Origin of the sequence: Spongiibacter thalassae, from assembly GCF_012272835.1 — a bacterium.
In the GTDB taxonomy this organism is placed as follows: domain Bacteria; phylum Pseudomonadota; class Gammaproteobacteria; order Pseudomonadales; family Spongiibacteraceae; genus Spongiibacter; species Spongiibacter thalassae.
The window spans coordinates 1-25,151 of record NZ_JAAWWK010000003.1 but is presented as its reverse complement, the minus strand read 5'-3'; the positions used below and the strand labels follow the sequence as shown (position 1 = coordinate 25,151).

Here is a 25,151-nt window from a genome sequence, read left to right as displayed (position 1 = left end):
CCACCAGCCTCAGCTGCGCAACAAGCCCAAAAATGTGTCATAGTGCTTCCGGTATATAAAACCAAAATTAATGGCTGTTACGTGAATATGCGGGGGGTTAAATTGTATGGGTAGCGGTACATTGCGCTGTCTGATCGCCGATCCGGACGGAGAATACCCTGTCGCCTTGCAGGAAGGCCTCAGCAATCACCGTTTCGACGTCACTGTTGTCCATACTGCCGAGGAGTGCCACGCTGCGCTGGGCGAGACAGCACCGCATCTCGCGTTTATCGATTTAAGAATTCTTGAACAGGATTTTTCCGTACTGCATCAACCGCAACTGGAAGATTGTGAAACACTCATCATGGGCAATGAAGACTGCCCGGAAACCGTCCATCGAGCTATTCGAGCCGGCGCCAGCTACTTTTTTACCAAAAACGACTCCGATACCTTTGTCAGCGACCTGATCGCCGATGTTATTGCGGAGCGAGCCCCGGTGAGCGAAAACGTGCCGCCGCCCCCTCCTCCGCCGGGACAGTTCGGCCTGCTGAGGGGAAGCAGCCCGTTAATGTTTCGGCTGTATCGCACATTGCGCAAGGTCGCGACCGGTGACGTCAGTGTCTTGCTGATTGGAGAAAGTGGTACCGGAAAAGAACTCGCCGCACAAACCATTCATCAGCGCTCAACGCGCTGTGACCAGCCATTCGTCGGAGTGAACTGCGGAGCCATCAGCCCCAGCCTGATCGAGAGCCAGCTCTTCGGTCATGAAAAGGGCAGTTTCAGCGGTGCTACCAGCACTCACAGAGGCTTCTTTGAAACTGCCCATGGCGGTACCCTGTTTCTCGACGAAATTACAGAAATGCCAATAGAGCTGCAGGTAAAACTGCTGCGGGCTCTGGAATTAGGTGTAATCAGGCGCTTGGGCTCAGAAAATGACATCGACTTAGACGTACGCATTATTGCGGCAACCAATCGTCAGCCCGAGGAAGCGATCGCCGACGGCAAGCTGAGGGAAGATCTCTACTACCGAATCGCCCAGGTTCCGGTTTGGCTGCCCCCCTTGCGAGACCGCGCCGGCGACAAAACGGCACTGGCACAATATTTTTTAACGCAACTCAATGAGCAGGATGGCAATTGCGCCGCCTTTACCGAAGAAGCGCTAGACAAAATTGATCAAATGTCGTGGGCCGGCAATGTACGTGAGCTGCGCAGTGCTGTACAGAGAGCTTACTTACTCGCCAATGGCAATATAACCGCCGACCTTATTACCGAAGAAGTGCTCAGCAACGAGGGGTCCAGCGAATACCTCCGCATATCCGTGGGTGAGAGTCTTGAGGACTCAGAAAAAAAGCTGATCTTCGCAACTCTTGAAGCCAACGAAGGCAACAAAAAAGCGACTGCCGCCGCGTTGGGGATTAGCCTAAAAACGCTTTACAATCGCCTGAACGATTACGATACGCCCAATGCGTAAAACAAATTAATGAAACCTCGGTATCAAGTCCTCTTGAGGTGTCACCACCCTGAGAACCTGTTCGCCCTCGTCGAATTCAAGGTTTGACCAGGGAATAGTGACATGCTGGTTATGCGCCTGCACCACCACGCCTTCGATTCGCCCGGTTGCTGTATTGACCAGCAGCTCCCGAATGATCCCCAAGGGTTTATTCCTGCGATCGCGAATGTGCGCTGCCAATAGTTTTGGCACTTCGTCCAACTTCATCCTTCACCACCGTGTAATCGCAAAGATCTTTGACATAGGCCGGGGGATTCCATTACGCCCTTTGACTGCATACGTCGATGGCATTTCGGCTGTAAAAAAATTCGGCAGCGCAATCACGCTAATCGAACCGCCTACTTTCTTTCGCCATAGAATCGAGCCGTCCTTACCACGCAGCAGCTCATTCAGTGCACTACCCCGCACAACAAAGGGCGGCTTTCGCCGCCCTGTTTTTTCGATCAAGCTGTCTTACTTACTGGCAAGACTCTGGATCTTGCTGAACTCCTCCCTATTGAGGTGCCCGCTGCCGTCAGCGTCCAGAGCATCAAAATTGGCATTCACTTGGCGGCTGCCGTCAGCTTCCTGACGAGAGATCAACTCATCATCATCAACATCGAGCCGACCAAAAGCCTCACGGACCGGTTCAGCATCTTTGTTGGAATCCACTCCGCCGAACAGACGCTCAAACAAGCTGGGGGAGCGATCGACCTCAGCAGTGGAAGGGGTCGACTGAGCTGATGGCTTGTCCGGAGTCTCTGCACTGGATACTCGATCCTCCGCTGACTCACGGGCCTTTTCAGCACGATCACTTTCAGGCGCCGACGAGCCGGATGGCATCTCTCGATCACTGTCCGGAGCATTCGGCGCATCTGCACCGGCTACACGATTCTGTGCGGTATCTTTGGCTTCGTCAGCCGAGTCGGCTGTTGACTCCGCCCCTCCAAACAAGCGCTCCAATATACCAGGGGAGCGATCGACCTCGTCACTGGACGGCGCTGATGGCTTGTCCGGAGTCTCTGCACTGGATACTCGATCCTCCGCTGACTCACGGGCCTTTTCAGCACGATCACTTTCAGGCGCCGACGAGCCGGATGGCATCTCTCGATCACTGTCCGGAGCATTCGGCGCATCTGCACCGGCTACACGATTCTGTGCGGTATCTTTGGCTTCGTCAGCCGAGTCGGCTGTTGACTCCGCCCCTCCAAACAAGCGCTCCAATATACCAGGGGAGCGATCGACCTCGTCACTGGACGGCGCTGATGGCTTGTCCGGAGTCTCTGCACTGGATACTCGATCCTCCGCTGACTCACGGGCCTTTTCAGCACGATCACTTTCAGGCGCCGACGAGCCGGATGGCATCTCTCTATCACTGTCGGGAGCATTCGGCGCATCCGCACCGGCTACACTATTCTGTGCGGTATCTGTGGTTTCTTCAGCCGAGTCAGGGCGAGACTCTCCACCACCAAAGAGGCGCTCAAAAAACCCGGGAGACCGGTCTGCATCATCAGTAGAAGGTGCCGAAGGGGCAGCATTGTCAGCCTCTCCGGTATCGCCGGTTGAGGGTGTCGGAGATGAATTGCTTTCCGCCACCGAGTCCCCTCTACTATTGGGGAGTCTATCCGCTGTTTCACCAGCAGGCTGACTATCGGTCTCAGTATTCGTGTTCGGCTCTTCGAGGCCGGGCAGTACCTTGGCATTGGCCGACTCCTGAGATGTCTGCGATGCAGAGACCTGAGCCTCTTCCTCTTCTCGCAGCATGTCGGTCTCCAGCGCCGCCTCCATTTCTCCGTTAGCACTCAGCCCGGAGTTCGACGTACTCCCCATCATCCCGCTATTTGAATTGTGGCCACCTATTGGCGATGTACTGGAACTCGAGGAACCCGCGCCAACAGTTGCTCCCGGAGCGGCCAGCACCAACGTACTGGCAAAGGTTAAGCTACCTGCGGCAATAAGCGGCATTACAGATTTACGCGTCACTGGCTTCATACATCACTCCCGTACTGTAGTTATGTCGCATCCAAAAAATGCGTTGAAAAATTACTACCAGGCTTTTACCAGCCTTTGAAGGGTAGACAGCAACCTTCTTGCCAAAATCATATTTTCCATGTTTTTCAGTATGTTAAGGATTTTTCAGCCGACGGAAATGTTTGAAAAACAGTAACTTTACGGCCATTTTTACAAATGGCCGTGTAAATTTTACGCGCATATCGCACCTCGCAACTTCTATTACCCGCACAGAATGGCCTGCCCCGACAGAAGACCACTGACTCCATTTACAGCCAACGCATCACCTCCGCGATCACGGTTTCCACTCTCGCTTGAAGCCGCCTTTCACGTTGCACGCAAAGGTAGAGTGTTTCGCTTACCGGGTTTTCCAGACGATACGTTTTGATCTGCTTCTGCTTTCCATAGGCTTCGACGGCATATTGAGGTAAAACGGTAAAACCCAGACCCATACTGATCGGCTCCAGAATCAGACCAATCTGGTTTGAAAACCCCTTTTTGGGAAACAAATTGCTGTGCTGAAACTCAGGGTAATTCGCGCCAAGCAGTAGATTTGCGTGGTGACTTCCATCGGGGTGGTCGATAAACCCCAACTTCATCAGAGCACCCCAGTCCGGGTCCTCGACCACAGCGGGCGTGACCAACAACAGCGACTCTTGAGCGACAGGCTTACAAATAACGTCGGCCAGGGCTGATTTCGACGTCATAAATCCAATATCTACCCTGGAATCCGCTATACCACTCTCAACATCCGAATTTGGCGCAAACCGATAATCGATTGCCAGCATCGGGTGTGCACGCTGCAAGGCCAACAAATGTGGGTAGAGCTTCAACCCAACACTTCCCGGTGACATTATCCGCACCTCCCCCTCATACGGAGGGTCTTCTCCGACTTGCCGTGAAAGATTCGACAACGCCCGCAGGATATCCTGCGCCTCGTTGTAGAGCCTCTCACCAGCGCCTGAGAGCGAGAAGTGTTTTCCCTGGCGAACCAGCAACTCCGCACCGAGCTGATCCTCCAGCTTTCGCACGTGCTGGCTAACCCCCGATTGCGTCATGTGAAGGCGCTCAGCCGTGCGCGTGAAATGCCCCACTTCGACCAAGGTGCAAAAAGTACGTAACCACAGTGTGTTTATCATTACATATTATAATCATTTTAATTAATAACAATAATTATACGTAATTATATGTGCCGCGTAATCTGTTCTCAGATTCATTAAAAGAGGACGCACCATGAGCAACGTTTACCCAAGAAATTTTTCACACATCGGCATATCTGTGCCCGACCTCGAGCAAGCTGTAACGTTCTACACCGAAGTCATGGGTTGGTATTTAATTATGGCACCGACTGAGATTGAAGAAGACGGCAGCGCTATCGGCGAAATGTGCACCGATGTATTTGGCGCGGGCTGGGGAAGTTTTCGAATCGCCCATTTATCGACGGGCGATCGAATTGGCGTAGAACTCTTTCAGTTTAACAACCAGACCAATCCGGATAACAATTTTGAATACTGGAAAACCGGCGTGTTCCACTTCTGCGTGCAAGATCCAAACGTCGAGGAACTTGCAGAGCGCATTGTTGCTGCTGGGGGTAAAAAGCGCATGGAAGAACCGCGTTACTATTTTCCCGGCGAAAAGCCCTACCGCATGATTTATATGGAAGACCCATTTGGCAACATTCTGGAAATTTACAGCCACAGCTACGAGTTGATATACAGCGAAGGGGCCTACTCCTAGCCAATGAAATCGTTCGCAGGGTGCCTGGAAAGCTTCTCGCCTCCCTGCCGGAAGCGCTACTGCTTCAGCTAACAGCCTCGCTCAATTCAATTAAACACCCCTGGCAGCAACGCAGTGATAACACTCGCTTCGAGATCAACCAAAGACAACTGTTGCTCGTGGCCATTCGGGGTCTGTCCCCGCTTATCAGGGGACAGACCCCACCTTCGCCCCAAAATATAAACCCACGCGATCAGCCCTCCCCTTATAACCTCACAATTATTTTAAATATCAAATAGTTACTAAATATATCAACGTCGTTTAAATCCGACCCGACTTTCCTTCGTTCTACCGATCATCCACGCGATAATTTCCGTCAAGAAAAATAAATATAGGAGGCCGCTATGCCGACGTTTCACTGGTCGAACAACAATGCCCACCAATCACTGATCGACAACGGCGCGGCGCAAATCGGCCCCCCCGGGGAAGCCTGCGCGGCGGGTGAAGGAACGTTCTGGCTGGATGGCAGATGCCTGCCCAGCGGGATTATCGACCCACCCATGCCCTGGGTGTTGAATTATCTTATCCCGGCCCTGGCGATACTTGTGTTAGTGGTGCTGATTCGCGACAGTCTGCGCAAGGGCGAGCTGACCTGGTGGGTATTAATGTGCCTCGCCAGCGCCTCGACGTTTTGGCTGGAAACCTTTGGCGACTGGGGCCAACACCTGCTGTACAGCCCTGACTTTCTGCACTACAGCCTCGACCTGCCCTACACCGCCCCACACAACCCGGCGTGGATGCCATTTATGTATGCGGTGTACTGGGTGCTGCACACCTGGGCGATTATCGAGCTGGCCCGTTACTACCAATCCAGACACCCTGGCACGAGCTTGGGCAAGGCTATTATCGTTTTCACCGTGCCGCTTACCTTCATCTGGAATATTGTGGTAGAGGGCACCGCTGCCTATATGGGTTGGTGGACCTATGACCCACCCATTGGCCCCTACCTCGATATGGGCAGGGGTAATTTCCCGCTGATGTGGCCGATGCTAACCATGTTTATCTGGCCCAATCTGATTTCGTGGCTGGTGGGCGCGCCCGACGAGCGCGGCCCCAATCGCCTGGAATCGCTGCTCCCGCTTACACGTTTCACCATCGATACCAATAGCAATGGCACCCTTACCGCTCGCAACGCCTGGCTTTCGCCCGTTCTGCGCCTGGCAAGCTGGATTATTGTATTTAATGCTACCTTTATTCTGTGCCTGATTGTGCCGCTACTTGGGTTACGGCTTTTAACTGGATGGGACAGTTTATACCTGCCGTGACCCAGCCTGTGCGCTCCTTTTCTAACAACAATAAACAACCAAGGTTGAACCTTACTGGACTTGCGACATGACAGACACATCAACAACCCGGGTTCCATACCCACGACGCCTCAGCACCCTGGCCGCCGCACTTGCGCTTCTCACCTCCAACTCGTCAGTGGTGATGGCGCAAGCGGCAGCGAACTCCAGTTACGCCCTGGAGGAAATAGTGGTTACCGCCGAGAAACGGGCGGAAAACGTCAATGATGTCCCCATCGCGATTAACGCCTTCAGCGGTGACGGTCTGGAAAAAGCCGGGGTCAAATCCATGGCCGACCTTGCCATGAAAACCCCCGGCTTGGTCTACGACACCCTGGTGAACTATGCGGTAATTTTTATTCGTGGCGTGGGCACCGACGCGTTTATACCCTCGGCGGACCTCAGTGTTGCCCCCTATATAGACGGCGTGTATTTCCCAATTTCATTTGGCCTGGCCCGTTCCCTCGGTGAAGTTGAACGGGTTGAAGTATTAAAAGGCCCCCAGGGCACACTGTTCGGTCGAAATTCCACCGGCGGCGCGATCAGTATTACCACCCGCCAGCCCAGCGAAACCCATACCCTTAAGGCGGCAAGCAGCTACGAACGCTTCGAGGAAAATAACAATCGTGTTTACATGAGTGGCCCGCTCTCCGAGCGCCTCGCGGTAAGCGGCGCACTGATTTACAACACCCGAGAAGACTACTACACCCCCGTTGATGAGGTGAGCTATGACCAGCTTCAACCTTACCGTGAACGCGGGGTGAATCTCAGTGCCCGGTGGATTCCTACCGAATGGGCCGAAGCGCAGTTGAGCGCCTACTACTTTGACTCGCAGGGTGTGGGAACGTCATTACTGGCCTGCTTGCAGCCCTCGCAATTGGGCGCATCGCTGGGCATCTCCTGTGCGCCGGACTACAAAGCCAATACCAATATCAATAACACCGCATTCAGTCTGCTCAAGGCCGGTGCCCTCACCCTGCAGTTTTACCCCGGCCCATTCGACATCAAGTCGATTACCGCCTACCAGGACACCAATGGCCAATCGCTGGTGGACTTTGACGGTTCAAATGCCAACCTGGTCGAGTTTGGTGGTGACGGCACTCAAAAGGAAAACTTCCCGCAGCTATTTGGCGAAATATTCAGCCAGGAATTACAGATGATCTCCAACACTGACTCCCGCTGGAACGAGCAACTGGAATGGATTGTTGGCCTGTACTACACCGACAGCACCGTCGGCTACGACCCGGTAGGCTTTGCCCTGGGCGGTTTGAACAACGGCCTCTCCGGCGCGCTGGGTGGAAGCCCACCGCTGCCTGCGGATTTCAGCGCATTTTCACCTATTCTAGATGCCTTCGGAGGCGCCTTGTCGCCATTGGATGAGCTGGTGCAGGCAAAGGTAACCGTTACCGGCTCGCTGGACACCGTTGCCGCTTCGGCCTTTAGCCAGATAACCTGGACACCCCTGCACTGGCTGGATATCACCCTCGGAGGCCGCTATCAGCGGGAAAAGCGTCGGGTATTCAACGCCAATCTTTATATTAATACCCAGGTTGCAGGCCAACAGCCGCAAACCAATGCCAACCAGTACCCCGACGAAGAATTTGAAGAGAGCAACTTTTCTCCCAAACTCACCCTATCGGCCAGCCCGGCAGAAGGCCAGCTTGTTTACGCCTCCTACCAGCAGGCCTTCAAAAGTGGCAGCTACAACATCGTCAACCTCACCCAATCACCCACCTTTATTCGACCGGAAACCGTCGCCACGACAGAGCTGGGGGTGAAGTCATCGCTGTTTGAACGGCGGCTACAAATCAACGCGGCCATGTTCCGCACTGAAATCGACGACCTGCAATCGCAGTTCGTATCGCTGATGTCGGGAGGTGTTGTGCAGTTCCAGAACGCCGAACTGGCCACTGTAGAGGGTGCCGATTTCGATATTCAATGGGCCGCCAGCCCCGCATGGAAATTCACATTGGGAGCCAGCTATCTGCGCGGCCGCTACGAACGCTTTGACGACGCCGTGGGCTACACCGAAGCGGAAGGTGGCTTTTCCGGTAGCTACAGCGACGACGAAAACTACAGTGGCAACACCATTGTGCGCAACCCCGAGCTAACCGCTACTTTTGGCGCCAACTGGTTTAAAGCCGTACCTGGCGGCGAACTTAATATTGGCCTCGACTATTACTACAACGACGGCTACTACTTCGACGCGGCCAACCAGCTTGAACAGGATGCCTATACCGTACTGAACGCCAGACTGACCTACACCCACGACGACAGCAACGTAGACATCTCGCTATTCGGTGGCAATCTGGAAGGGTCTCGGTATTACATTTACCAGTTCCAAACCGACTTTGGCATCGTTGGAAAACTGGCCAAACCGGAAAGCTACGGCATTCGGGTAAACTGGCATTACGACGACGAGTAAGCCCCGAAAACCAGGGCCTGTTAACACTCATTGCTCGCTGCTGTTGCAGTCAAGGATCACCTCCAGCAGGCGATAATCCAATTAGTGATTACAGACCTAGATTAACGACGGCGCAAAAAAGCTCAACGCCATAGACAGCAACAGCTCCCGTAACAGCGGCTGATGTCGATAGGACGGGTTATCCCGCAGAATATGGTACGACGACTGCTCCACAGCCCGGCCCATCGCCCGGGCTCGCAAATCCAGCGCCTCACTATCCATCGTGGGATAGTGGCGGGCAAAAAACTCCTTCAACAGCTCCGCGCCCGCATCGCGCTGATCCGCATAGCTGTCGTAGGCCGTCCAGATACCAAAATAACCACTGTGAGACTGGTAAAACTCCGAGTCGAGATCAATCAACGACGACTGTAGCTCAATGGACGAATCCACAATCATTGCCAATCCCTCCGCCAAAGCCATAGTGTCCCAGCGGGTGGCAAGTCGCTCGGACCACTCCTCAAAATGCTGACGAATCTCCCGGCGAAAGACCTCGGCCTTTACCGCTTCAAGACTGGGAAAATACTGATAGATAGACGCCTTCGGCACACCGGACACCAACTCCAGCGAGGTGGTAGACAGGGCCTCGCCACCGGACTCCAGCATAATCCTGCGGGCAGCCTGTTCTATCGCCGCCACCATACGTCGAGAGCGTTCCTGTTTGGGCTCTCGGCGTAAACCGGCGGGTTGGTTTGGGTCATTGTCCACGGCTGAATTCCGTTGGTTAGTTAAACGCTCGGGCGGCGACGTAACGGACTATATTCGCCGGCCCCCGTCATTGACGACACAGCTTCACCACAGCGACCTATCGCAAACGAGACCACGTCCTATCGGCGCTAGATCGTGTAACTCTCACTGACCTGCTCCCGCAACTTTGTAGTTGTGAGTTACCACTGCACTTGAACACGGTGTATTTCCTTATCTGTGTATGCAGCTACTGAAGCATGACCAGAGCGACCGAAGGTCGTCATACTGGTAACGTGATAGTTAAATTCAGGCCCAAGCTGTTCCTTAGCTAAGGCTTTAGCCTTTTGTGCGGACTCCCCGTTTAGAAAGGCCGTAGACAGGCCAACGGCAAGAGCCAACAATCCAGCACCGGCAATATAAGCTGATTTAGGCTTGGCAGTTTTATATCCTGCTTTCTCCAAAACACGCAAGGATTCTGGAGTTGACAGCTGTATGTGAACCCAAATAAGCACCCCAACAAAAACTAACCCATAGGCAAAAGAACCCACTACGGATAAAGCGTTAAGTTTTATCTGAGTTATGAGCAGGCCAACTGGAGTGATAATAGGCATAACCGCTAGAAGCCCGATAAATGCCACGAATAGAAACGCACTGAACCAACGCACAGCCCTCGCTGTTTTTACCCCACCTTTTATAAGAAGTATCCCTGCGATAACTGCGAATATATTAAAACTCGACGAGTAACTTATTTTGTTGGCAATAGCATAGGCTATAATTCCGAGATCAATAATGCCAATTACAAGGAGGCCAAAACCCGCCTTTCTGAATGGGTTGTTACTGTCTTCCATGTGCATACCCTGATTACCGACGCCGCCACACGCAATTAATTTTTGTAGAGCTGCAGGCCGTACGTAAAATGCGCTTTTCTATACATGTTATGTCTATTGAAATAACGCTGGAGTTTGATCGTCCCAATATACTGCATTAACAACCCATTTTTCCTTTGGTTTGTAGAAGACGCAAATATAACGAACCGCATGCTTTTCAAACTTTCCAATATACGTGTGCTGAATAAAACTTTTTCCAGCAACTTTTGTTCCTACAAAATCAGCACCTAAAATTGAGCCAAATCGGGATGACACCATTTTCAACTGGCTCTCAGCTTGATACGCAAGATTGTTGATTTCTTCAACGGGTAAAGGCCAATGAGGCTTAAGAATTTCCATAGATTTCTTTGGATCTCCGGATCCAAACGCATCAGCTGCTTGCTGGCAGAGTTGCTTTGTACCCCCGACATCTTTGATTGGCTCTGCCGTAGCAGAAAGCGAAAAAAATATTGATAATACTATTACGATATTTTTCAAAGTGTATCTCCATATTTAAGGCTAGCACCCATAAATCACGCCCACTCATTTTACCCACAACAGCGCACGAATCTTTGTTTCTACATGGAAGTAGATCGATTAACGGCCAAAACGCTGCTGAAAAAACCGAACCCGCAGGGTCTGAAGGAAGGTAGGTGCTCCGTATCTCACTCGCCACCATCCTATGTGCTTGAAGTGTGTACTGACGATATTTTGTTTTACGCGCAAAGCGCGAAGGCACGCATCAAAGTCCGAGGATAAACCTTGGCAAGGGTAAAATCTACTGGGTAGTTCAGCATGCAGAATTGAGCGTTGCTTTATTTAAAGCAAAAAGATAGAGGGGCGTTTTAATACACAACGTATAGTTACGAACGCGGTACTCGACGGGGTAAAGCAACGCACAGCCAGGACTATAGAACCCACAAGCCAAATCGAATTCGCCTGGCTGGCTCACGCACCAAACGATGCGCTCGCCAACCCGCAGAAGGTCATTTCAACTTACTGCGCCAGGCTTACAGTTTTCAGTCGCACAAATTCATCCAGACCCGGACGACCGCCCTCTTTGCCGAAGCCGGAAAGGCCAAGGCCACCGAAGGGGGCGTGGGCGGGAATGTTACGGCTGCCATTGATATGAACAAAGCCGGTGCGCAGTGCAGCGGCAACCCGGTGCGCCTGTTTGAGGTCGTTGGTTTGGATATAGCCACCCAATCCGTATTGGGTGCTGTTGGCGATGTCGATCACTTCTTCTTCGGTGCTGAATTTCTGTATCACCAGCACCGGGCCAAACACTTCCTGCTGGGCGATTTCGCTGTGGGGGTCGACATCCGCAAAAATGGTGGGCGACAGGAAGAACCCGTCGGCCAGCTCACCACCCAGACGCTCGCCGCCAAGCACCAGTCGACCGGCACCGCTTTCCTTGGCGCGCTCAACCATTCCCAGAATACGCTCACAGGCTTCTTCGTTGATGACTGGCCCAATAAAGGTGTTCACATCTCGGGGGTCGCCAATGGGCAGCGCCTTGGCAATGGCAACCACGCGCTCGACCATTTCGTCGTACACGCTTTCCTGCACGAGCAGTCGCGTAGGCAGTTCGCAACCCTGGCCGCTTAACAACCCTACACTCATGGTGGCGGCGTGTTGCGCGGCGCTGTCGAGGTCGGCGTCTTCAAATACGATATTGGCTGACTTGCCACCCAGCTCCATTACCGAGGGCTTAAGCAGCTCGGCGCATTGGTGGAGGATTTTGCGGGCGGTAACAGGTCCGCCAGTGAAACTGATTTTTTGTACGTCGGGGTGGCCGATCAATGCCTGGGCGGATTCTACTGCACCGGGCAAGATATTAATGACACCAGCGGGAATTCCGGCTTCCAGTGCCAATTTTCCGAACATTGCCGCCACAAAGGGGGTTTGCTCTGCAGGCTTGACCACCACGGTATTGCCGGCTGCCAATGCGGGAATCACCTTCATACCCAGGCTAATCAACGGGCCGTTCCAGGTGACAATAATACCCACCACGCCATAGGGTTCAGGCAGGGTGTAAATAAACTCATCGCTGGGGTAGCTGCTAACCACCTGGCCGTCCAGCTTGTCGGCCCAGCCGGCGTAGTAGCGAGTCCACTCCTCAGCCAATCCGGCACCACCGGCAGCCATACTAAAGGGCGTGCCACCCTCCATCACCGCGAGGCGCTGAAATTCACTGGCGTTTTGTTTAATCAGATCAGCTAAGCGGTTCAGCAGTGCGGCGCGTTCGCGACCGGGCATGCCACGCCAGATCTCAAAGGCGGTTTTCGCCGTTGCTACGGCCTTTTCAGTTTCGGCAACACCGGCCAGAGGAATCTCCGCCTGGGCTTTGCCTGTGGCGGGGTTGATATGGGTATATACGCCGCCGGACGCCTGTTCTATTACTTCGTCGCCAATGAGCAGACAGCCCGCTGGGCAGCTTGAATCGAATTCGTTAGTCATCGTGATTATCTCGTTATGGTTAGGGGCATCAAATGCGGATAACTGTGCCGCCGTCTACGGGGAACACCTGACCATTCACAAAGGCCGCTTCGTCACTTAACAGGAAGACCCCTACCGCAGCAATTTTCTCTGGCCCTGCCACTTCACCGGTAGCCTGACCGGACATTTTCGCCCACTGGGCCATTTGCTCCACCGACATAATGGGCTTCATGCCTTCGGTATCTACAGTGCCGGGGGCAATCGCATTAACACGAATATTGTCCGCAGCCAGTGAGTGGGCAAGGTTCACCGACAGGGTATTCACACCCGCCTTCGACACCGAATAAATGCCAGTCGCCTGCCAGCTACCGATAGAAGACGTATTAACAATGGCACCGCCGCCCTGCTTTTTCATTTCCGGGGCCGCTGCCTGGGTCATATACAGCACGCTGTGCATATTCACCGACATCACCCGCTGGTAGTCGTCGATATTGATATCCTGCAAGGGCGGCAATGTCGCCGCGCTGAGCAAACCGGCGTTGTTGACCAGATAATTCAATTTACCAAAGGCCGCGACGGTAGCCTCGACACAGGCCTTGCACGACTCGGGCGAACCAACATCAACCTTCACCGCCAGCGCCTTGCCACCTTCGGCGGTAATCCCCGCCGCAACCGTTTCTGCCAATTCCAGATTGATATCGGCCACAGCGACCGCCACACCCCGTTGACTCAGCAAACGAACATAGGCGGCACCCATACCTTGGGCCGCACCGGTAACAATGGCTACTTTATTATCAAAACTCATTATGTTTCTCCTGGTTCAGGGTGAGGCTGACGACCCTCGGTATCAGCCTGTCATTAATCGTATTATTGGCTTTCGGCACAGACCGCACTGAGATTTACCAGCGCAGTTTTAGGCTTTCCATTGCCATTACGGCGCCACCGCGCATTTCAGGTTTAAAGCCGGGTTCGAGCTGGAATGGCGGCATCCGCGCCAGCCACTCTTCAAGAAATACTCGCAATTCCAGCCGCGCCAGGGTTGCACCGGCACAGTTATGGGGGCCACCGTTAAAGGCCATATGACGGAATTTGGGGCGCTCCAGATCGACCTCGCCGGGGTTGTCCAACACTCGGTCGTCGTTGTTCGCCGCCGCCAGGCTGCAGATAATGCGGTCGCCCGCGCGCATTTTCGCGCCGCCAAGTTCGGTGTCCTGAGTGACACGCCGGGGAATATTCGGAAAAGCGTAGCGACGTAAAAGCTCTTCCACCGCGGCGGGTATCTTTTCGGGATGGTCCCGCAGCTGTTGCTGAAATTTCGGATTTTCTGCCAGGTGTTTAATGGAAAAGGTCATGGCGTTGGTCACCGTATCCAGCCCCGCGAGGAACAGTAAGTTGCACATTTCCAATACGCGCTTGTGGGTCAGTTTTTCACCGTTGACCTCGGCAGCCAGCAACATGCTAATGGGGTCGTCAGAGGGCGACTTTACGCGCTGACGAATCAACGACTTTAAATAAAAGTGCATACGCACAAAGGGCGGCAGGCGTTTGAGCATGGTGTCAGAGGCCAGAATACCGTTCGCCCAGCGCACAAACTCCTCGTAGCGAGACTGATCCATATGCATCAGCCCCATAAAGGTTTTGACCGGAATAGGCACCGACACCGACGACATAAATTCGCAACCGCCCTCGGGTTTAACGTCTTCGATAAGGCCGATGGCCAGTTCACGAATCTGGGCCTCCAGCTTTACCACCTTTTGCGGCGATAGGAATTTCATCAACAACTGGCGATACAGTGCGTGATCCGGGCGATCCATATCCTGGGGCGGCAGCGACAAACCCAGCTTGCCGACATCGGGGGAAAACGGTGCATTGCGGCTGGAGAACAACTCCGGGGTTTGCATGATGTAACGCACGTCTTCCATGCGCGTTGCTATCCAATGGCCGCCATTATGAGGGGTATAGAACACGTCCGGCGCGGCTTCGTGCAGGGATTTATGGCTTGCGTGAACATCGCCGCCTCGGGCCGAGTCTGTAAAAATATCAAAGTCATAGACCATTGCCGCCGGAACATGGCTGGGAATGCGCGGTTCTTTATTTTTGGATTTAAACATTGTTATACACACTACCTCGTTGGAAAGCTCCGCCGACACCGGTAAACAAAGCCGCCGGCGGACAGCTCGGCCCTTACGCCGACTTGAGTTTTTTCACCTGCTTCAGCGTGATATTGGCCAGAGTATCCGGCGACAACAGCTGCATCATAAACATGGAAAAACGCAACATGGGTGTGACTGATATTCGACGCTTCCCGGCCAACAACCCCCGGTAGCCCGCCGTGGCCACTTCCTCAGCGCTAAACATTTTGCCGGAAACAAATTTTTCCACGGCCTGGCCGGTGTCATCGTTGCCCTTGGCAGTGGCCATGAACTTGCTCTGGGTCGCAGGGGGGCACAGCACACTCACCTGCACACCGTAATCCGCCAGCTCTGCGGCAATACCCGCACTGAAGTTATTTACATATGCTTTGGAGGCGCAGTAAGCCGCCATACCTACTGTAGGAATATAACCCGCCATAGAGCCGACATTGAGAATCTTGCCTTCGCCCCGACGCTTCATATCGTCACCGAATACCCGACACATCTGGGTCAGCGCGATCACGTTAAGTTTGAGCATGCTTTCAACCCGCGGACCGTCTACCGCCACATGGTCACCAAACACGCAAAAACCGGCATTGTTTACCAGCACATCAATAACGAGTTGGTGCTGCTGGCAGTAGGCGAGCATTTCTTCGGCTGCGCCTTCGGCGGCAACATCCTGCTGCACCAGCACTGACTCAGCAGTGGGAAAGTCCCGTTGCAGCTCTACGGCCAGGTCATCCAGCTCACTCTGTACAAGACTGAACACCACCAGTCGGTAGCCGTCCGCAGCGAACAATCTCACGAACTGGCGACCAATACCGCTGCCGCCCCCTGTCACCAATACCGTTTTACTGCTCATCGTCGCTCCAGCTAATGTCACTTATCACGTCACACTATTATTAGTAGACGCTTTAAAATTTATTTTTGAATGAGGCGCCACAGGCCGTCTTAACAGGGCAACATTATCGTAACGGCTCTAAATAATTAGCCATAACCACAAATCAAAATGGCGCTAAACAACTTCGGCACAATATATCGCTTTTTTTAGGCGCCTGTAAAGAAATCCTATAATTGATATGTATGATTTTTATATGTTATTGTTTTTATTACTTTTTATTAAAACAAAAGTATCGCAACCCAAGTAAACCGACAGCGAATTTGTAACATATTTATTGATTTGAACACATTTATGTAACACTATTTAACACATGATCTTTATTAAGCTCCAAGCCGATCAACATTCACACACCATAATGTAAAAAAAGTGAGCACCATGGCACCCGACACACTCTTTGCAAACAGCCCTGTAGGCGGTGGCCCCATACTCCGCAGCATTCGCCAGCGGGCACTGACAATCTGGGCGGTGCTCGCCGCAATAGGCCTGCTGCCCACACTGCTCGATTTCACTTCAGGCTATCAGGCCTTCGGGCTGGGACTATGGCTGCCGGGCGGCGGTTTTCTCGCCGCAGGTGCTCCGGGTTGGTTTGTTCTCTGCATGGGGCTGTTCGCCCTCTCGCTGGTACTGTGGCTGCTGGTCGGGGGCTTTATCTTTCCGGTACTGGCCTGGCTACTGCCAGCCCTGCTCGCGGCATGGAGTATCGACAACCCACCTTCACTGGCCGCCAGCATCAGTGTGCCGGTCATCAGCCTGGCGATGCTCGCGGGCTATCTGTACCACGGCCGCCACCAACGCAAAGCCAAGCAGGTCCGCGCACAGGCACTGAATAAATACCTGAGCGAAGTGCCCTTTATTACCCCCGAAAAATCCCATGAACTGGGAGAGGAGCTCGACGACAAGGAACTCGGTTCGCTGCGCTATATACTCAATCTGGCAATGCAGCCCATCGACCAGTTCAACGGATTTGTCAAAATAGACCAGTTCCGTGAGGCCGCCTGGCGCTACCAACTGGTAGCAATCAACTACGCCCTTGCCGCCCTGCAAATCTCCCGCACCCCGGCATTTTCGGGTTACCTCCACAAGGCTCAGCGCCGGGCGATTGAAAAGATGAAAGATCGACGGGTGTGGCACTACTGGCGGGTGGAGAACGCCTTGGGCAATTTCCGCTTTAACGCCGACCCGGTCAAAAAGGACAACATTATGTACTCGGGCTGGTGGGCCCTGGCATTGGGCGCCTATGAACGCGCCACCGACGATCTGCGCTACTCAACTCCCGATGCACTGACCCTGAAAGAAGGTCCCAAACGCTATTTTCGCTACGACTTCCCCCGCATTGTTGAGGTGGTCAGCCAGCAATTTGACCGCAGTCGCTTGAGCCTGTTTCCCTGCGAACCCAATTGGGTATTTGCGATTTGCAATCTGTTCGGCATGACCGGCGCGCTGGTGTTCGACAAGGTACACGGCACCCGCCACGGACTCGACCGCCTGGAGAAGTTCAACCATATTATCGAAACCGAGTTCACTATGGCCGAGGGACGCACGGCGACCATAATGTCCAGCCGCAGCGGCATCATCCTTGCCGGTGGCGGACCCTTTGCGTATCTGGGCAATATCTGGTTGTTGAACATGACCTCGCCGCGGCTCGCCCAGGTGTATTGGGCACTCGCAAAATACATGCTCAACGAGGAATTCGGCGACGATATGGCGGCGTGGACACCCAGTGGCCCCGGCATGCTGGACGCAGGCAACTACACCAAGAACGGCGTTTTCTTTTGGATAACCCTGATGCAAAGTGCCAAGGAAATGGGCGATCTGGCGATCTATGAATTTGCCCGCCAGCGGTACGAGGAAATGGGCACCGACTGGAAAGACGGCGCTCTGCACCACCTAGGCTCGGTAATGGCCCAGTGCTTTTCCCATATTGCGCGCTTTGCCACCCCCGGTTGCTGGTATCGTATGGCCCACGGTGAGGTGCCGGCGTCCATTCGCCGGGGGCCGCGTCTGGAGTCAGTACCCTACCCCGATGTTATGGTAGCCGCCGCCGACAACGACGGTAGCACCCTGAGCATGACGCTCTGCAGCAGTGCCGATACCGGGGAATCCCACGTCTTGCATTTCTCGCGACTGCAAGGGGAAACCCCCTATGTGTTGCTCGACGAGCACGACAACGTGATTGCCGCCACCACCGCTGACATCGATGGCAAGGCGCATATTGATACCCCTGTTAACGGACGCTGCCAGCTGCGACTGGCGGTCCGTACATAATCAACATCAGTGAGAATCCATGAGTTCTATTCGCCAAAAAATCCTCGACACCGCGACTGACTACCTGCGCGAGCACACACTGGCCGAGGCACAGATCAACGAGCTGTGCCAACTCGCTGAGGTATCACGCACCTCCTTCTATCGGGAATTCAAGAACCTCGACGACCTTTTTACCTGTGTGGTCACCCAGCTGTGGACAGAGCGCCTGCGCGCCATTATCAGCGAGTCAGAACAAGCCACTTGTCCGCGCAAAAGGCTGTTCCACTTTGCCAAACAGCTGGCCAGCACCGCTCAGTCACGGGATTACCTTCCCCGCGATGAGGCCAGCATCGGGCAAGCCATTCACCTGTTATATCGGGAAGACAGCCGCGCACCGGCAGCTTTCACCGATATTACTCAGCCATTTATTGCCACCTGCCAACGGGATGGCGGGGTGCGCCAGGATATTCCCGCCGAGGAGGTTGCCGACTGGATTCTCCGCCAGATGTGGGTGCTGGTCAGTATTCCCCTGACCCCGAAGCCCGACGCAGGCGCGCTGGGCCGCTACCTTCAGCTATTTATCGTCGATGCCCTGCGGCCGTTACAAGACGACAGCACCCAGGACGACACGGTACATCACAAACTCGACGCGATTCTCGACAAATTGCGCTATCTCTAATTTCGGTTGACTCGACAGGTATCACACTATGACTACACCTCTATCGGACAACGACAAGTTGCAACAACTACTGGCCAAGCAGCGCGAAAGCTTTATGCAAGAGGGCTTTCCCAGCGCCGATATTCGCATAGACCGGCTCAAGCGCATTGCCGATATTCACCTGCGCTACAAAGACGCGCTCATTGAGGCCCTGTCGGCAGACTTCGGCCACCGCAGCCGCTTTCAGTCCACGGTGACCGATGTGCTGTCTGCTACCCGCGAGGCCAAGGAAACCCAAAAGGAGATCAAACGCTGGATGCGCCCGCAAAAGCGCAAAGTCCCCGCGCCGATGAACCTGCTGGGGGCTAAAGCACACATTCACTATCAACCGCTGGGTGTGGTCGGCAATATGTCACCGTGGAATTTTCCCGCCTACCTCGCTTTCTCACCGGCCATTGGTGCAATTGCCGCCGGTAACCGGGTGATGCTGAAGCCCTCGGACCTGACCCCGGCAACCTCGGAGGTAATCCACACGATGGTGGCCGACGCCTTCGACCCCACCGAAATGGCGGTGGTCACCGGTGGCGTGGATACGGCCATCGCCTTCTCGCAGCTGCCCTTCGACCACCTTGTTTATACCGGAGGGCCGGAAATTGCCAAATCGGTCATGGCCGCCGCCGCCCGCAACCTGGTGCCGGTCACCCTTGAGCTGGGGGGCAAATGCCCGGTGCTGATCGACAGCGACGCCGACATCGCGGTGGCCGCCGAGCGCACCATGACCATGAAGGCGATGAACTCCGGCCAGCTGTGCCTGTCGCCGGATTATGTGCTGCTGCCTGAAGACAAACTAGAGGCCTTCCTCGACCACGCCAAGCGGGTCATGACCGGCTTCTTCCCGCGCTTCGCCGACAACGACGACTTCACCTCCATCATTAACGACCGCCATCTGCAACGACTGAACAGTTATATCGAGGAGGCGGAACAGGCGGGTTGTCGCATCGACACACTGAACCCCGCCAACGAGGATTTCACTCAGGCTCCGCGCAAAATGCCGTTCCGTTTTGTGGTCAACCCCAACGACAGCCTGAAAATAATCAACGAGGAATTGTTCGGCCCGATTCTGTGCGTAAAGACCTACAAGCGCTTTGACGAAGCCATTGCCTACGTCAATCAAAAACCGCGACCGCTGGCATTGTATTGCTTCAGCCATAACCGCCCGCACATTGACAAGGTACTCACCACAACCTGCTCAGGGGGCGTCACCCTCAACGATGTTGCCCAACATATTACCTGCCCCGACCTGCCTCTGGCCGGCGTCGGCAACAGCGGCATGGGTGCCTACCACGGCCACCATGGCTTCCTCCAGTTCAGCCACCAAAAGGCGGTGTATAAACAGGGGCTGCTCAGTCTGGGGAAATATCTGGCGCCGCCGTCTACCGAAAAGAAACAGCGCTTCGTCGATAAAATGCTATAACCGCCCTACATGCTGCCAACGTATTTTTCGATGGCAGCATGGTGCTGCAGCACCCGGCGGCGCGCCAGCGCCCGGTCGCGGTGCAGCATCGCGTCGATAATCACCGACTGGCTGGCCGTTATTGGCTCGGCGTGCTCCATCAGCCTGGTCAGCGCCACCGCTCCCTGATCGCGGTAATAGATACTGTCCAGCAGGGCGTCATAGTAGAAAATCATGATCGGATTACCGCAGTAACGAATCATCGCTTTCTGTGTGGCTATGGCCGCCGCCGCAAAGCGCTTATCACCCACCACCGCTTTCTGCACAGCAAGCAGCTCGGTCAAGTGCTCAGCCGCTTGGTCGCTCAGTGACGACACCGCAGCAGGCACCGCAGCAAGCTCCACCGCATTGCGCACCCGGGTCAGACTCAGATAAGACACCTTGACGGCGTTCAGGTAGTACACCACCGCCGATATCGCATTATCCGGGCGGGGTTGTGCCACCTTCAAACCGCCGTCGCGACCCTTTTGCACCGCCACCAGACCCACCACCTCCAACACACGGCAGGCCTCGCGAAAGGTGTTGCGACTCACATCATAGCGGGCCATCAGTTCCGCTTCGGTGCCCAGGTGGTCGCCCTGCTGGCAGCCACTGCGGCGAATGTCCTGATGAATCCGGTAAATCAGCCCCCTGGCCAGTTTATTTCGCCGGGCATCAAACCAGTCGGGATAACTCTCTGCATTGTGCAGCGCGGCGATCTGGTCCGGCACCGAGGCCCCGGTAAAATCGAGGAATCTCAACAACAGGCCGCTAGCGGCCACCACATTGCCGCCAATCAATTCATCGAGTAGCGCACTGAGGGTGTGCCAGGCTCGCTCACTGTTGTCGGCGAAGGCGCTGTCGCTGAGGGTTTCAAAATTGGCCAGATCGACGGTCACAAACAGCAGCGGCATCAAGCTGAGGGTAATCACTTCGTTGTCGGCGATATCCATCAACTGCCGATAAAAACGAAACAACAGCATCACGAAATGTTCGCGACTCATATCCCGCTGGAACTGCCCCTGCAAAATACGCAGACGGACGATATCGCGGTCTTCAAGGCGAGCAATTGCCGCGTGCAGCAATTCCTGCTCAAGCACCCGTCTCACCGCCAGTAAATCGCCAAAGCCGGGTTGTGAAAAATCGATGTAGTCGCGCAGCACATTCACCACTGCCGACTGATTCGGGGGCTGCACATACACTCCGCCTCTGGCGCCACGCTGGGTGCGCACAATTCCCAGCCACTCCAACTGGCGCAGGGCCTCGCGAAAGGTATCGCGGCTGACACCATAGCGCTCCAGCAACACCGGCTCACGGCCGAGAAAAGCGTCGGCACCGAGGCTGCCCGCCACAATATCCTGGATCATTTGCTTGGCGAGGGCGTGTGCGCGTTTGGGATCGTTGCCAACGGAGTGATCCATAAGCGGTGCTGCCTGTTTGCTGAGTGAATACGAGGGAGATTCTACGGTGCCAACAGGCTGGACACAAAAAAACGTGGCAGGTGATACGCGCCGGAAGGCGCGTTACCCAGGATTAAAACCTCAGGGTTTGTGCAGCAAACTGTGACTGATCAGCGCGACCGCCTGCTGAATTTCACTCAGGCGCTTTTCCATATTATCGAGCCGCTGGGCCTCTGTCGGCTTGGGGCTTTCGGTAACTTGCGCCTGCCCCGGCATGTCCTTCAACAACACCGGCAACAGGAATTGGCGCACTCGGCGACGCAGCCGCTCTGCCGTCCACGGCCCCTCGGACACCAGCATTAAAAATTCCCGCATCAGCCACTCGGCAACTTCTTCGTTGTCGAGGCCATCGCGCAACTCCCCGGACTCCCTGGCCGCTTCCAGCGAGGGAATCAGGTTGACCAGTACCACCTCGCGATACACCGGGCGAATCAACACCAGATTACGCGGATCATTACCCTGGGAGAAAATCGCCGCCAGTGCCTTGTACTGGCCGATATTCAACACCGCCTGAACGGTGTTGATCTCTATCTGCTCAGCAAAACTCTTTGCACCACTGGACAGGCGGATAGCATCTTCAACAAAGGGGCGCGCCTGTTGGGAAATCAGCGCACCAATAATGATGTCGCGGTTGCCAAAACGGCGATACAGGGTGGCCCGGGACATTTTCGCCTCGGCGGCGATATCTTCCATCGACACCTTGTGCACTCCCAGGCGGGCTACCACCCGTGCGGCAGCGGCCAAAACCTCCCCGGAAACACTCTCCTGTCGCGCCGGCGCAGCAGCGTCCACCATCATACCCACCCCCTGTCAGCGCACTTCGTACACTTCATAAATCAGCTTGCTCATTCCTTCCGAGCGCCCCCGACCTACTGCCTGCACCTTGTTTAACCAGCTATAACGCGGATCAGCGGTTTCAAACTTCGGCGTAACAATAATCGGCGCGGTGCCGCCCTTGGAATAGTCAGAGCGCCCCTCGTAGGTGACGAATATCGTCGCCCCGTCGTGGGTTTCAATCGTAGCACGAACATCAATCATCAACGCCCCATCAGGGCTCACCGTTGCCCAGTCACCAGAAGGACACGGTGCCTGAACCGCCTTCAAGCGCGGCCCTTCCCAGGAGGCCTTGGTAATATCAACCATCAGCCGGGTACCCCGTGGGCCTTCAGCAATAATCTGTGGCACACCGAGCTGCAACTCCACTCTGGCCAAATGCACCAACTGAATATCGTGGCCACTGGCGCTGGCTTCCAGTATCACCTCGGGTTCACTGTGCTCTGCGGCCTGCTTCAGCGCCGCCTCATAGCCCGAGGCATACATGGTGACATGGGAGGCGTCACCGGTTGGCTCGCTTTTACTGAACGCTACCGGCATACGCTTAATACCGTTGGTAAAGTTGCTGCGCAAACGATCCACTTTGCCCGCGAGCTTGATGTCTGGCAGGCGAGTGACCAGTTGCAACAACATCGCCTTTAATTCCGTTCTCGCCAGGTTCGCCCCCAGACAGCGATGCACCGCACCGCTGGAACCAAAGGACAAATGCTTGTTCGCGTTGGCGCGGTGGATATCGAATACATTCGGATTTTCAAACACGCTTTCGTCCCGATTACCGGACACATACCACATCAGAACCTTCTGGCCCTTTTTAATCAACTGACCGTTAATCTCGTAGTCGCGGGTTGCCCGGCGGGCGAAACACATGGCCGGCGTGGTCAGGCGCAGCATTTCCTCAACGGCATTGTCGATCAACGAGGGATCTTCCCGCAGCTGGGCAGCCACCTCAGGGTGTTCCATCAGCAACAGTGCACCCTGTAGGAACTGGGTTCGAGTGGTTTCGTTACCCGCCGTGGCCAGCACAATAAAGGTGGCGCCAAGATCGATATCGCTCAGCTGCTCGCCATCTTCCTCGGCGGCAGACAGCATACTGAATACGTCTTCACCGGGCTTCTCCCGGCGCGCCAGGCCCAGACGGCGGGCATAGGAAAACATCTGAAACGCGCCCATCATATTGCGCTGGGGGTCCGACAGTTCGGGATCGCTGCTGCCAAACATCGCATTGGCCCAATCAAACAACTTCTGACGATCGTGGGCGGGCACACCGAGAATTTCAGCCACGACTTCTATCGGCGTGTACGCAGCCATATCGTGCAAGTCGCACTCGCCCTTGTCGATAATCGCGTTAACCGCATCTACCGCGCAGGTCTGAATTGTCTGCTCCAGCTGCTTGATCGCCTTGGGAGTAAAGGCCTTCATAATGGACCGACGCAAAAAACCGTGACGCGGCGGATCACTCATAATAATCGAGTGATCAATGGTGTTTTCCAGAGTGGACTGGGGCACCGGCATGGGGCTGATATCACAGCGGCTGGTAAACACCTCAACATTTTTCTCGATTTCTTCAATATCGGCGTAACGGGTGATATTCCAGAAACCACCGTTCTCCTCTTCTGGCTGGGGCTGCCAGGTTATCGGCGCTTCGCGGCGCAGCAGCGCAAAATAGTCATGGGGAACGGCTTGCTCAAAAACCTTGGTATCAGCCAGATCGACGTCACCGACCTTGAGAGTGGAAGTATTCATTGTGGGCCTCAGCTAACGAAATAAGACGATTTATTTATTTGTCTCATTAATTGAGCCACAAAATTTATTTGTTGTAAAGATATATAGGATTACATACCCCCAAGGGTTTTAGAGGCATTTGGCACGGGGCGCGAGATTGACCGCTGAACGCGATCCGACGACTATCATTTTCGTGGTAATGAGGCACGCGGCAATGTCAAGCAGGGTCTTTCTCGGGGACGGTGCCGAGCGCAATCGGCGAGTTGCCGCTCTCGCACTTACAAAGCATGGAGGACCGATTGCAGCGCTCTCACGAGCTCGGCAAACAGCTGCTGAGTGAGCATTACCGTGCCGCAGTTGTGGCTCGGTTTGCCGACAACGACAGCACAGATTGCAGGTGATAAGACCAACGAATCAAGTGAATATCAATAGGTTAGTAAGATGTGGCGCGCTGATAAGGGGACTCGCTGTGCCAGAAACCGAGCCGTCTCGCTTTTTCAGGAGGCGCTTTGAGAGTATATTTTAAAAGCAATAAGTAAGAGGAATGACCTCTGAACTGAGAAACCGTGCTGGCTCGGTATTAACTTGTTAACCCTGACCTGCTCCCCGCTAGCCGTACCAGCCTGAACTTAGTAAAGTCCGCAAACGATGGAGAATGCGGACATGAAGAAGCGGTTTACCGACGAGCAGATCGTCACCATTTTGAAGGAAGGCGAAG

General features: G+C 54.5%; 20 protein-coding genes. 7 read left to right on the top strand and 13 right to left on the bottom strand.

All coding sequences use genetic code 11. The features are described from left to right. Positions 1-106: 106 nt before the first annotated feature. Positions 107-1,450 carry a sigma-54-dependent transcriptional regulator gene (locus HCU74_RS08940; RefSeq protein ID WP_168450101.1) on the top strand — a complete coding sequence of 448 codons (1,344 nt, stop codon included), beginning with the start codon at positions 107-109 and terminating at the stop codon, positions 1,448-1,450. A gap of 6 nt (positions 1,451-1,456) precedes the next feature. Here the strand turns inward: HCU74_RS08940 and HCU74_RS08935 are convergent, their stop codons facing one another. The 3 genes from HCU74_RS08935 to HCU74_RS08925 all read right to left on the bottom strand — a co-directional run bounded on the left by HCU74_RS08935 (position 1,457) and on the right by HCU74_RS08925 (position 4,617). Continuing rightward, on the bottom strand, positions 1,457-1,696 hold the full coding sequence (locus tag HCU74_RS08935; protein WP_168450100.1) for a PRC-barrel domain-containing protein: 240 nt from the start codon (positions 1,694-1,696) through the stop codon (positions 1,457-1,459). Positions 1,697-1,942: 246 nt separating this feature from the next. Then, positions 1,943-3,460, bottom strand: a complete 1,518-nt coding sequence (locus HCU74_RS08930) for a hypothetical protein (RefSeq protein WP_168450099.1) — start codon at positions 3,458-3,460, stop codon at positions 1,943-1,945. Between the two features lie 287 nt (positions 3,461-3,747). Continuing rightward, positions 3,748-4,617 carry a LysR family transcriptional regulator gene (locus HCU74_RS08925; RefSeq protein WP_168450098.1) on the bottom strand — a complete coding sequence of 290 codons (870 nt, stop codon included), beginning with the start codon at positions 4,615-4,617 and terminating at the stop codon, positions 3,748-3,750. A gap of 94 nt (positions 4,618-4,711) precedes the next feature. Between HCU74_RS08925 and HCU74_RS08920 the strand changes: the two genes are divergently transcribed. The 3 genes from HCU74_RS08920 to HCU74_RS08910 all read left to right on the top strand — a co-directional run bounded on the left by HCU74_RS08920 (position 4,712) and on the right by HCU74_RS08910 (position 8,962). Next, the gene (locus tag HCU74_RS08920) at positions 4,712-5,215 is read left to right on the top strand and encodes a lactoylglutathione lyase family protein (RefSeq protein WP_168450097.1); all 504 of its coding nucleotides are present in this window, start codon (positions 4,712-4,714) and stop codon (positions 5,213-5,215) included. A 383-nt stretch (positions 5,216-5,598) separates the two neighbouring features. Then, on the top strand, positions 5,599-6,519 hold the full coding sequence (locus tag HCU74_RS08915; RefSeq protein WP_168450096.1) for a hypothetical protein: 921 nt from the start codon (positions 5,599-5,601) through the stop codon (positions 6,517-6,519). 67 nt (positions 6,520-6,586) lie between these two features. Then, a complete protein-coding gene (locus HCU74_RS08910) occupies positions 6,587-8,962 on the top strand; it encodes a TonB-dependent receptor (protein WP_168450095.1) in 2,376 nt (791 codons plus the stop codon). A gap of 96 nt (positions 8,963-9,058) precedes the next feature. On the opposite strand, the gene HCU74_RS08905 is transcribed toward HCU74_RS08910, so the two are convergent. The 7 genes from HCU74_RS08905 to HCU74_RS08875 form a co-directional block, all read right to left on the bottom strand. After that, the gene (locus HCU74_RS08905) at positions 9,059-9,706 is read right to left on the bottom strand and encodes a TetR/AcrR family transcriptional regulator (protein ID WP_168450094.1); all 648 of its coding nucleotides are present in this window, start codon (positions 9,704-9,706) and stop codon (positions 9,059-9,061) included. Between the two features lie 179 nt (positions 9,707-9,885). Beyond that, positions 9,886-10,533: a hypothetical protein gene (locus tag HCU74_RS08900; RefSeq protein WP_168450093.1), complete on the bottom strand. Its 648-nt coding sequence runs from the start codon at positions 10,531-10,533 to the stop codon at positions 9,886-9,888. Between the two features lie 93 nt (positions 10,534-10,626). Continuing rightward, a complete protein-coding gene (locus tag HCU74_RS08895; protein WP_168450092.1) occupies positions 10,627-11,049 on the bottom strand; it encodes a hypothetical protein in 423 nt (140 codons plus the stop codon). A gap of 498 nt (positions 11,050-11,547) precedes the next feature. Continuing rightward, positions 11,548-13,011: an aldehyde dehydrogenase family protein gene (locus HCU74_RS08890; RefSeq protein WP_168450091.1), complete on the bottom strand. Its 1,464-nt coding sequence runs from the start codon at positions 13,009-13,011 to the stop codon at positions 11,548-11,550. Between the two features lie 28 nt (positions 13,012-13,039). Continuing rightward, positions 13,040-13,795, bottom strand: a complete 756-nt coding sequence (locus HCU74_RS08885) for a glucose 1-dehydrogenase (protein WP_168450090.1) — start codon at positions 13,793-13,795, stop codon at positions 13,040-13,042. Positions 13,796-13,889: 94 nt separating this feature from the next. After that, positions 13,890-15,101, bottom strand: a complete 1,212-nt coding sequence (locus tag HCU74_RS08880) for a cytochrome P450 (RefSeq protein ID WP_168450089.1) — start codon at positions 15,099-15,101, stop codon at positions 13,890-13,892. 73 nt (positions 15,102-15,174) lie between these two features. Further along, positions 15,175-15,984 (bottom strand): SDR family NAD(P)-dependent oxidoreductase, encoded by an 810-nt coding sequence (locus HCU74_RS08875; RefSeq protein WP_168450088.1) that lies wholly within the window; start codon positions 15,982-15,984, stop codon positions 15,175-15,177. Between the two features lie 414 nt (positions 15,985-16,398). Here HCU74_RS08875 and HCU74_RS08870 point away from each other — a divergent pair, with 414 nt between their 5' ends. The 3 genes from HCU74_RS08870 to HCU74_RS08860 are packed head-to-tail and all read left to right on the top strand — an operon-like array spanning position 16,399 to position 20,399. Next, positions 16,399-18,288 carry a linalool dehydratase/isomerase domain-containing protein gene (locus HCU74_RS08870; protein ID WP_168450087.1) on the top strand — a complete coding sequence of 630 codons (1,890 nt, stop codon included), beginning with the start codon at positions 16,399-16,401 and terminating at the stop codon, positions 18,286-18,288. 19 nt (positions 18,289-18,307) lie between these two features. Beyond that, positions 18,308-18,946, top strand: coding sequence for a TetR/AcrR family transcriptional regulator (locus HCU74_RS08865; RefSeq protein ID WP_168450086.1), 639 nt, complete (start codon positions 18,308-18,310; stop codon positions 18,944-18,946). 28 nt (positions 18,947-18,974) lie between these two features. Beyond that, positions 18,975-20,399, top strand: coding sequence for a coniferyl aldehyde dehydrogenase (locus HCU74_RS08860; protein WP_168450085.1), 1,425 nt, complete (start codon positions 18,975-18,977; stop codon positions 20,397-20,399). 5 nt (positions 20,400-20,404) lie between these two features. Here the strand turns inward: HCU74_RS08860 and HCU74_RS08855 are convergent, their stop codons facing one another. From HCU74_RS08855 to HCU74_RS08845, 3 genes are all read right to left on the bottom strand, one after another. Then, complete coding sequence (locus HCU74_RS08855; protein WP_168450084.1) at positions 20,405-21,838, bottom strand: FadR/GntR family transcriptional regulator; 1,434 nt, start codon at positions 21,836-21,838, stop codon at positions 20,405-20,407. 120 nt (positions 21,839-21,958) lie between these two features. Continuing rightward, positions 21,959-22,675, bottom strand: coding sequence for a TetR/AcrR family transcriptional regulator (locus tag HCU74_RS08850; protein ID WP_168450083.1), 717 nt, complete (start codon positions 22,673-22,675; stop codon positions 21,959-21,961). A gap of 12 nt (positions 22,676-22,687) precedes the next feature. Beyond that, complete coding sequence (locus HCU74_RS08845) at positions 22,688-24,454, bottom strand: cytochrome P450 (protein WP_168450082.1); 1,767 nt, start codon at positions 24,452-24,454, stop codon at positions 22,688-22,690. Positions 24,455-25,151: the final 697 nt, after the last annotated feature.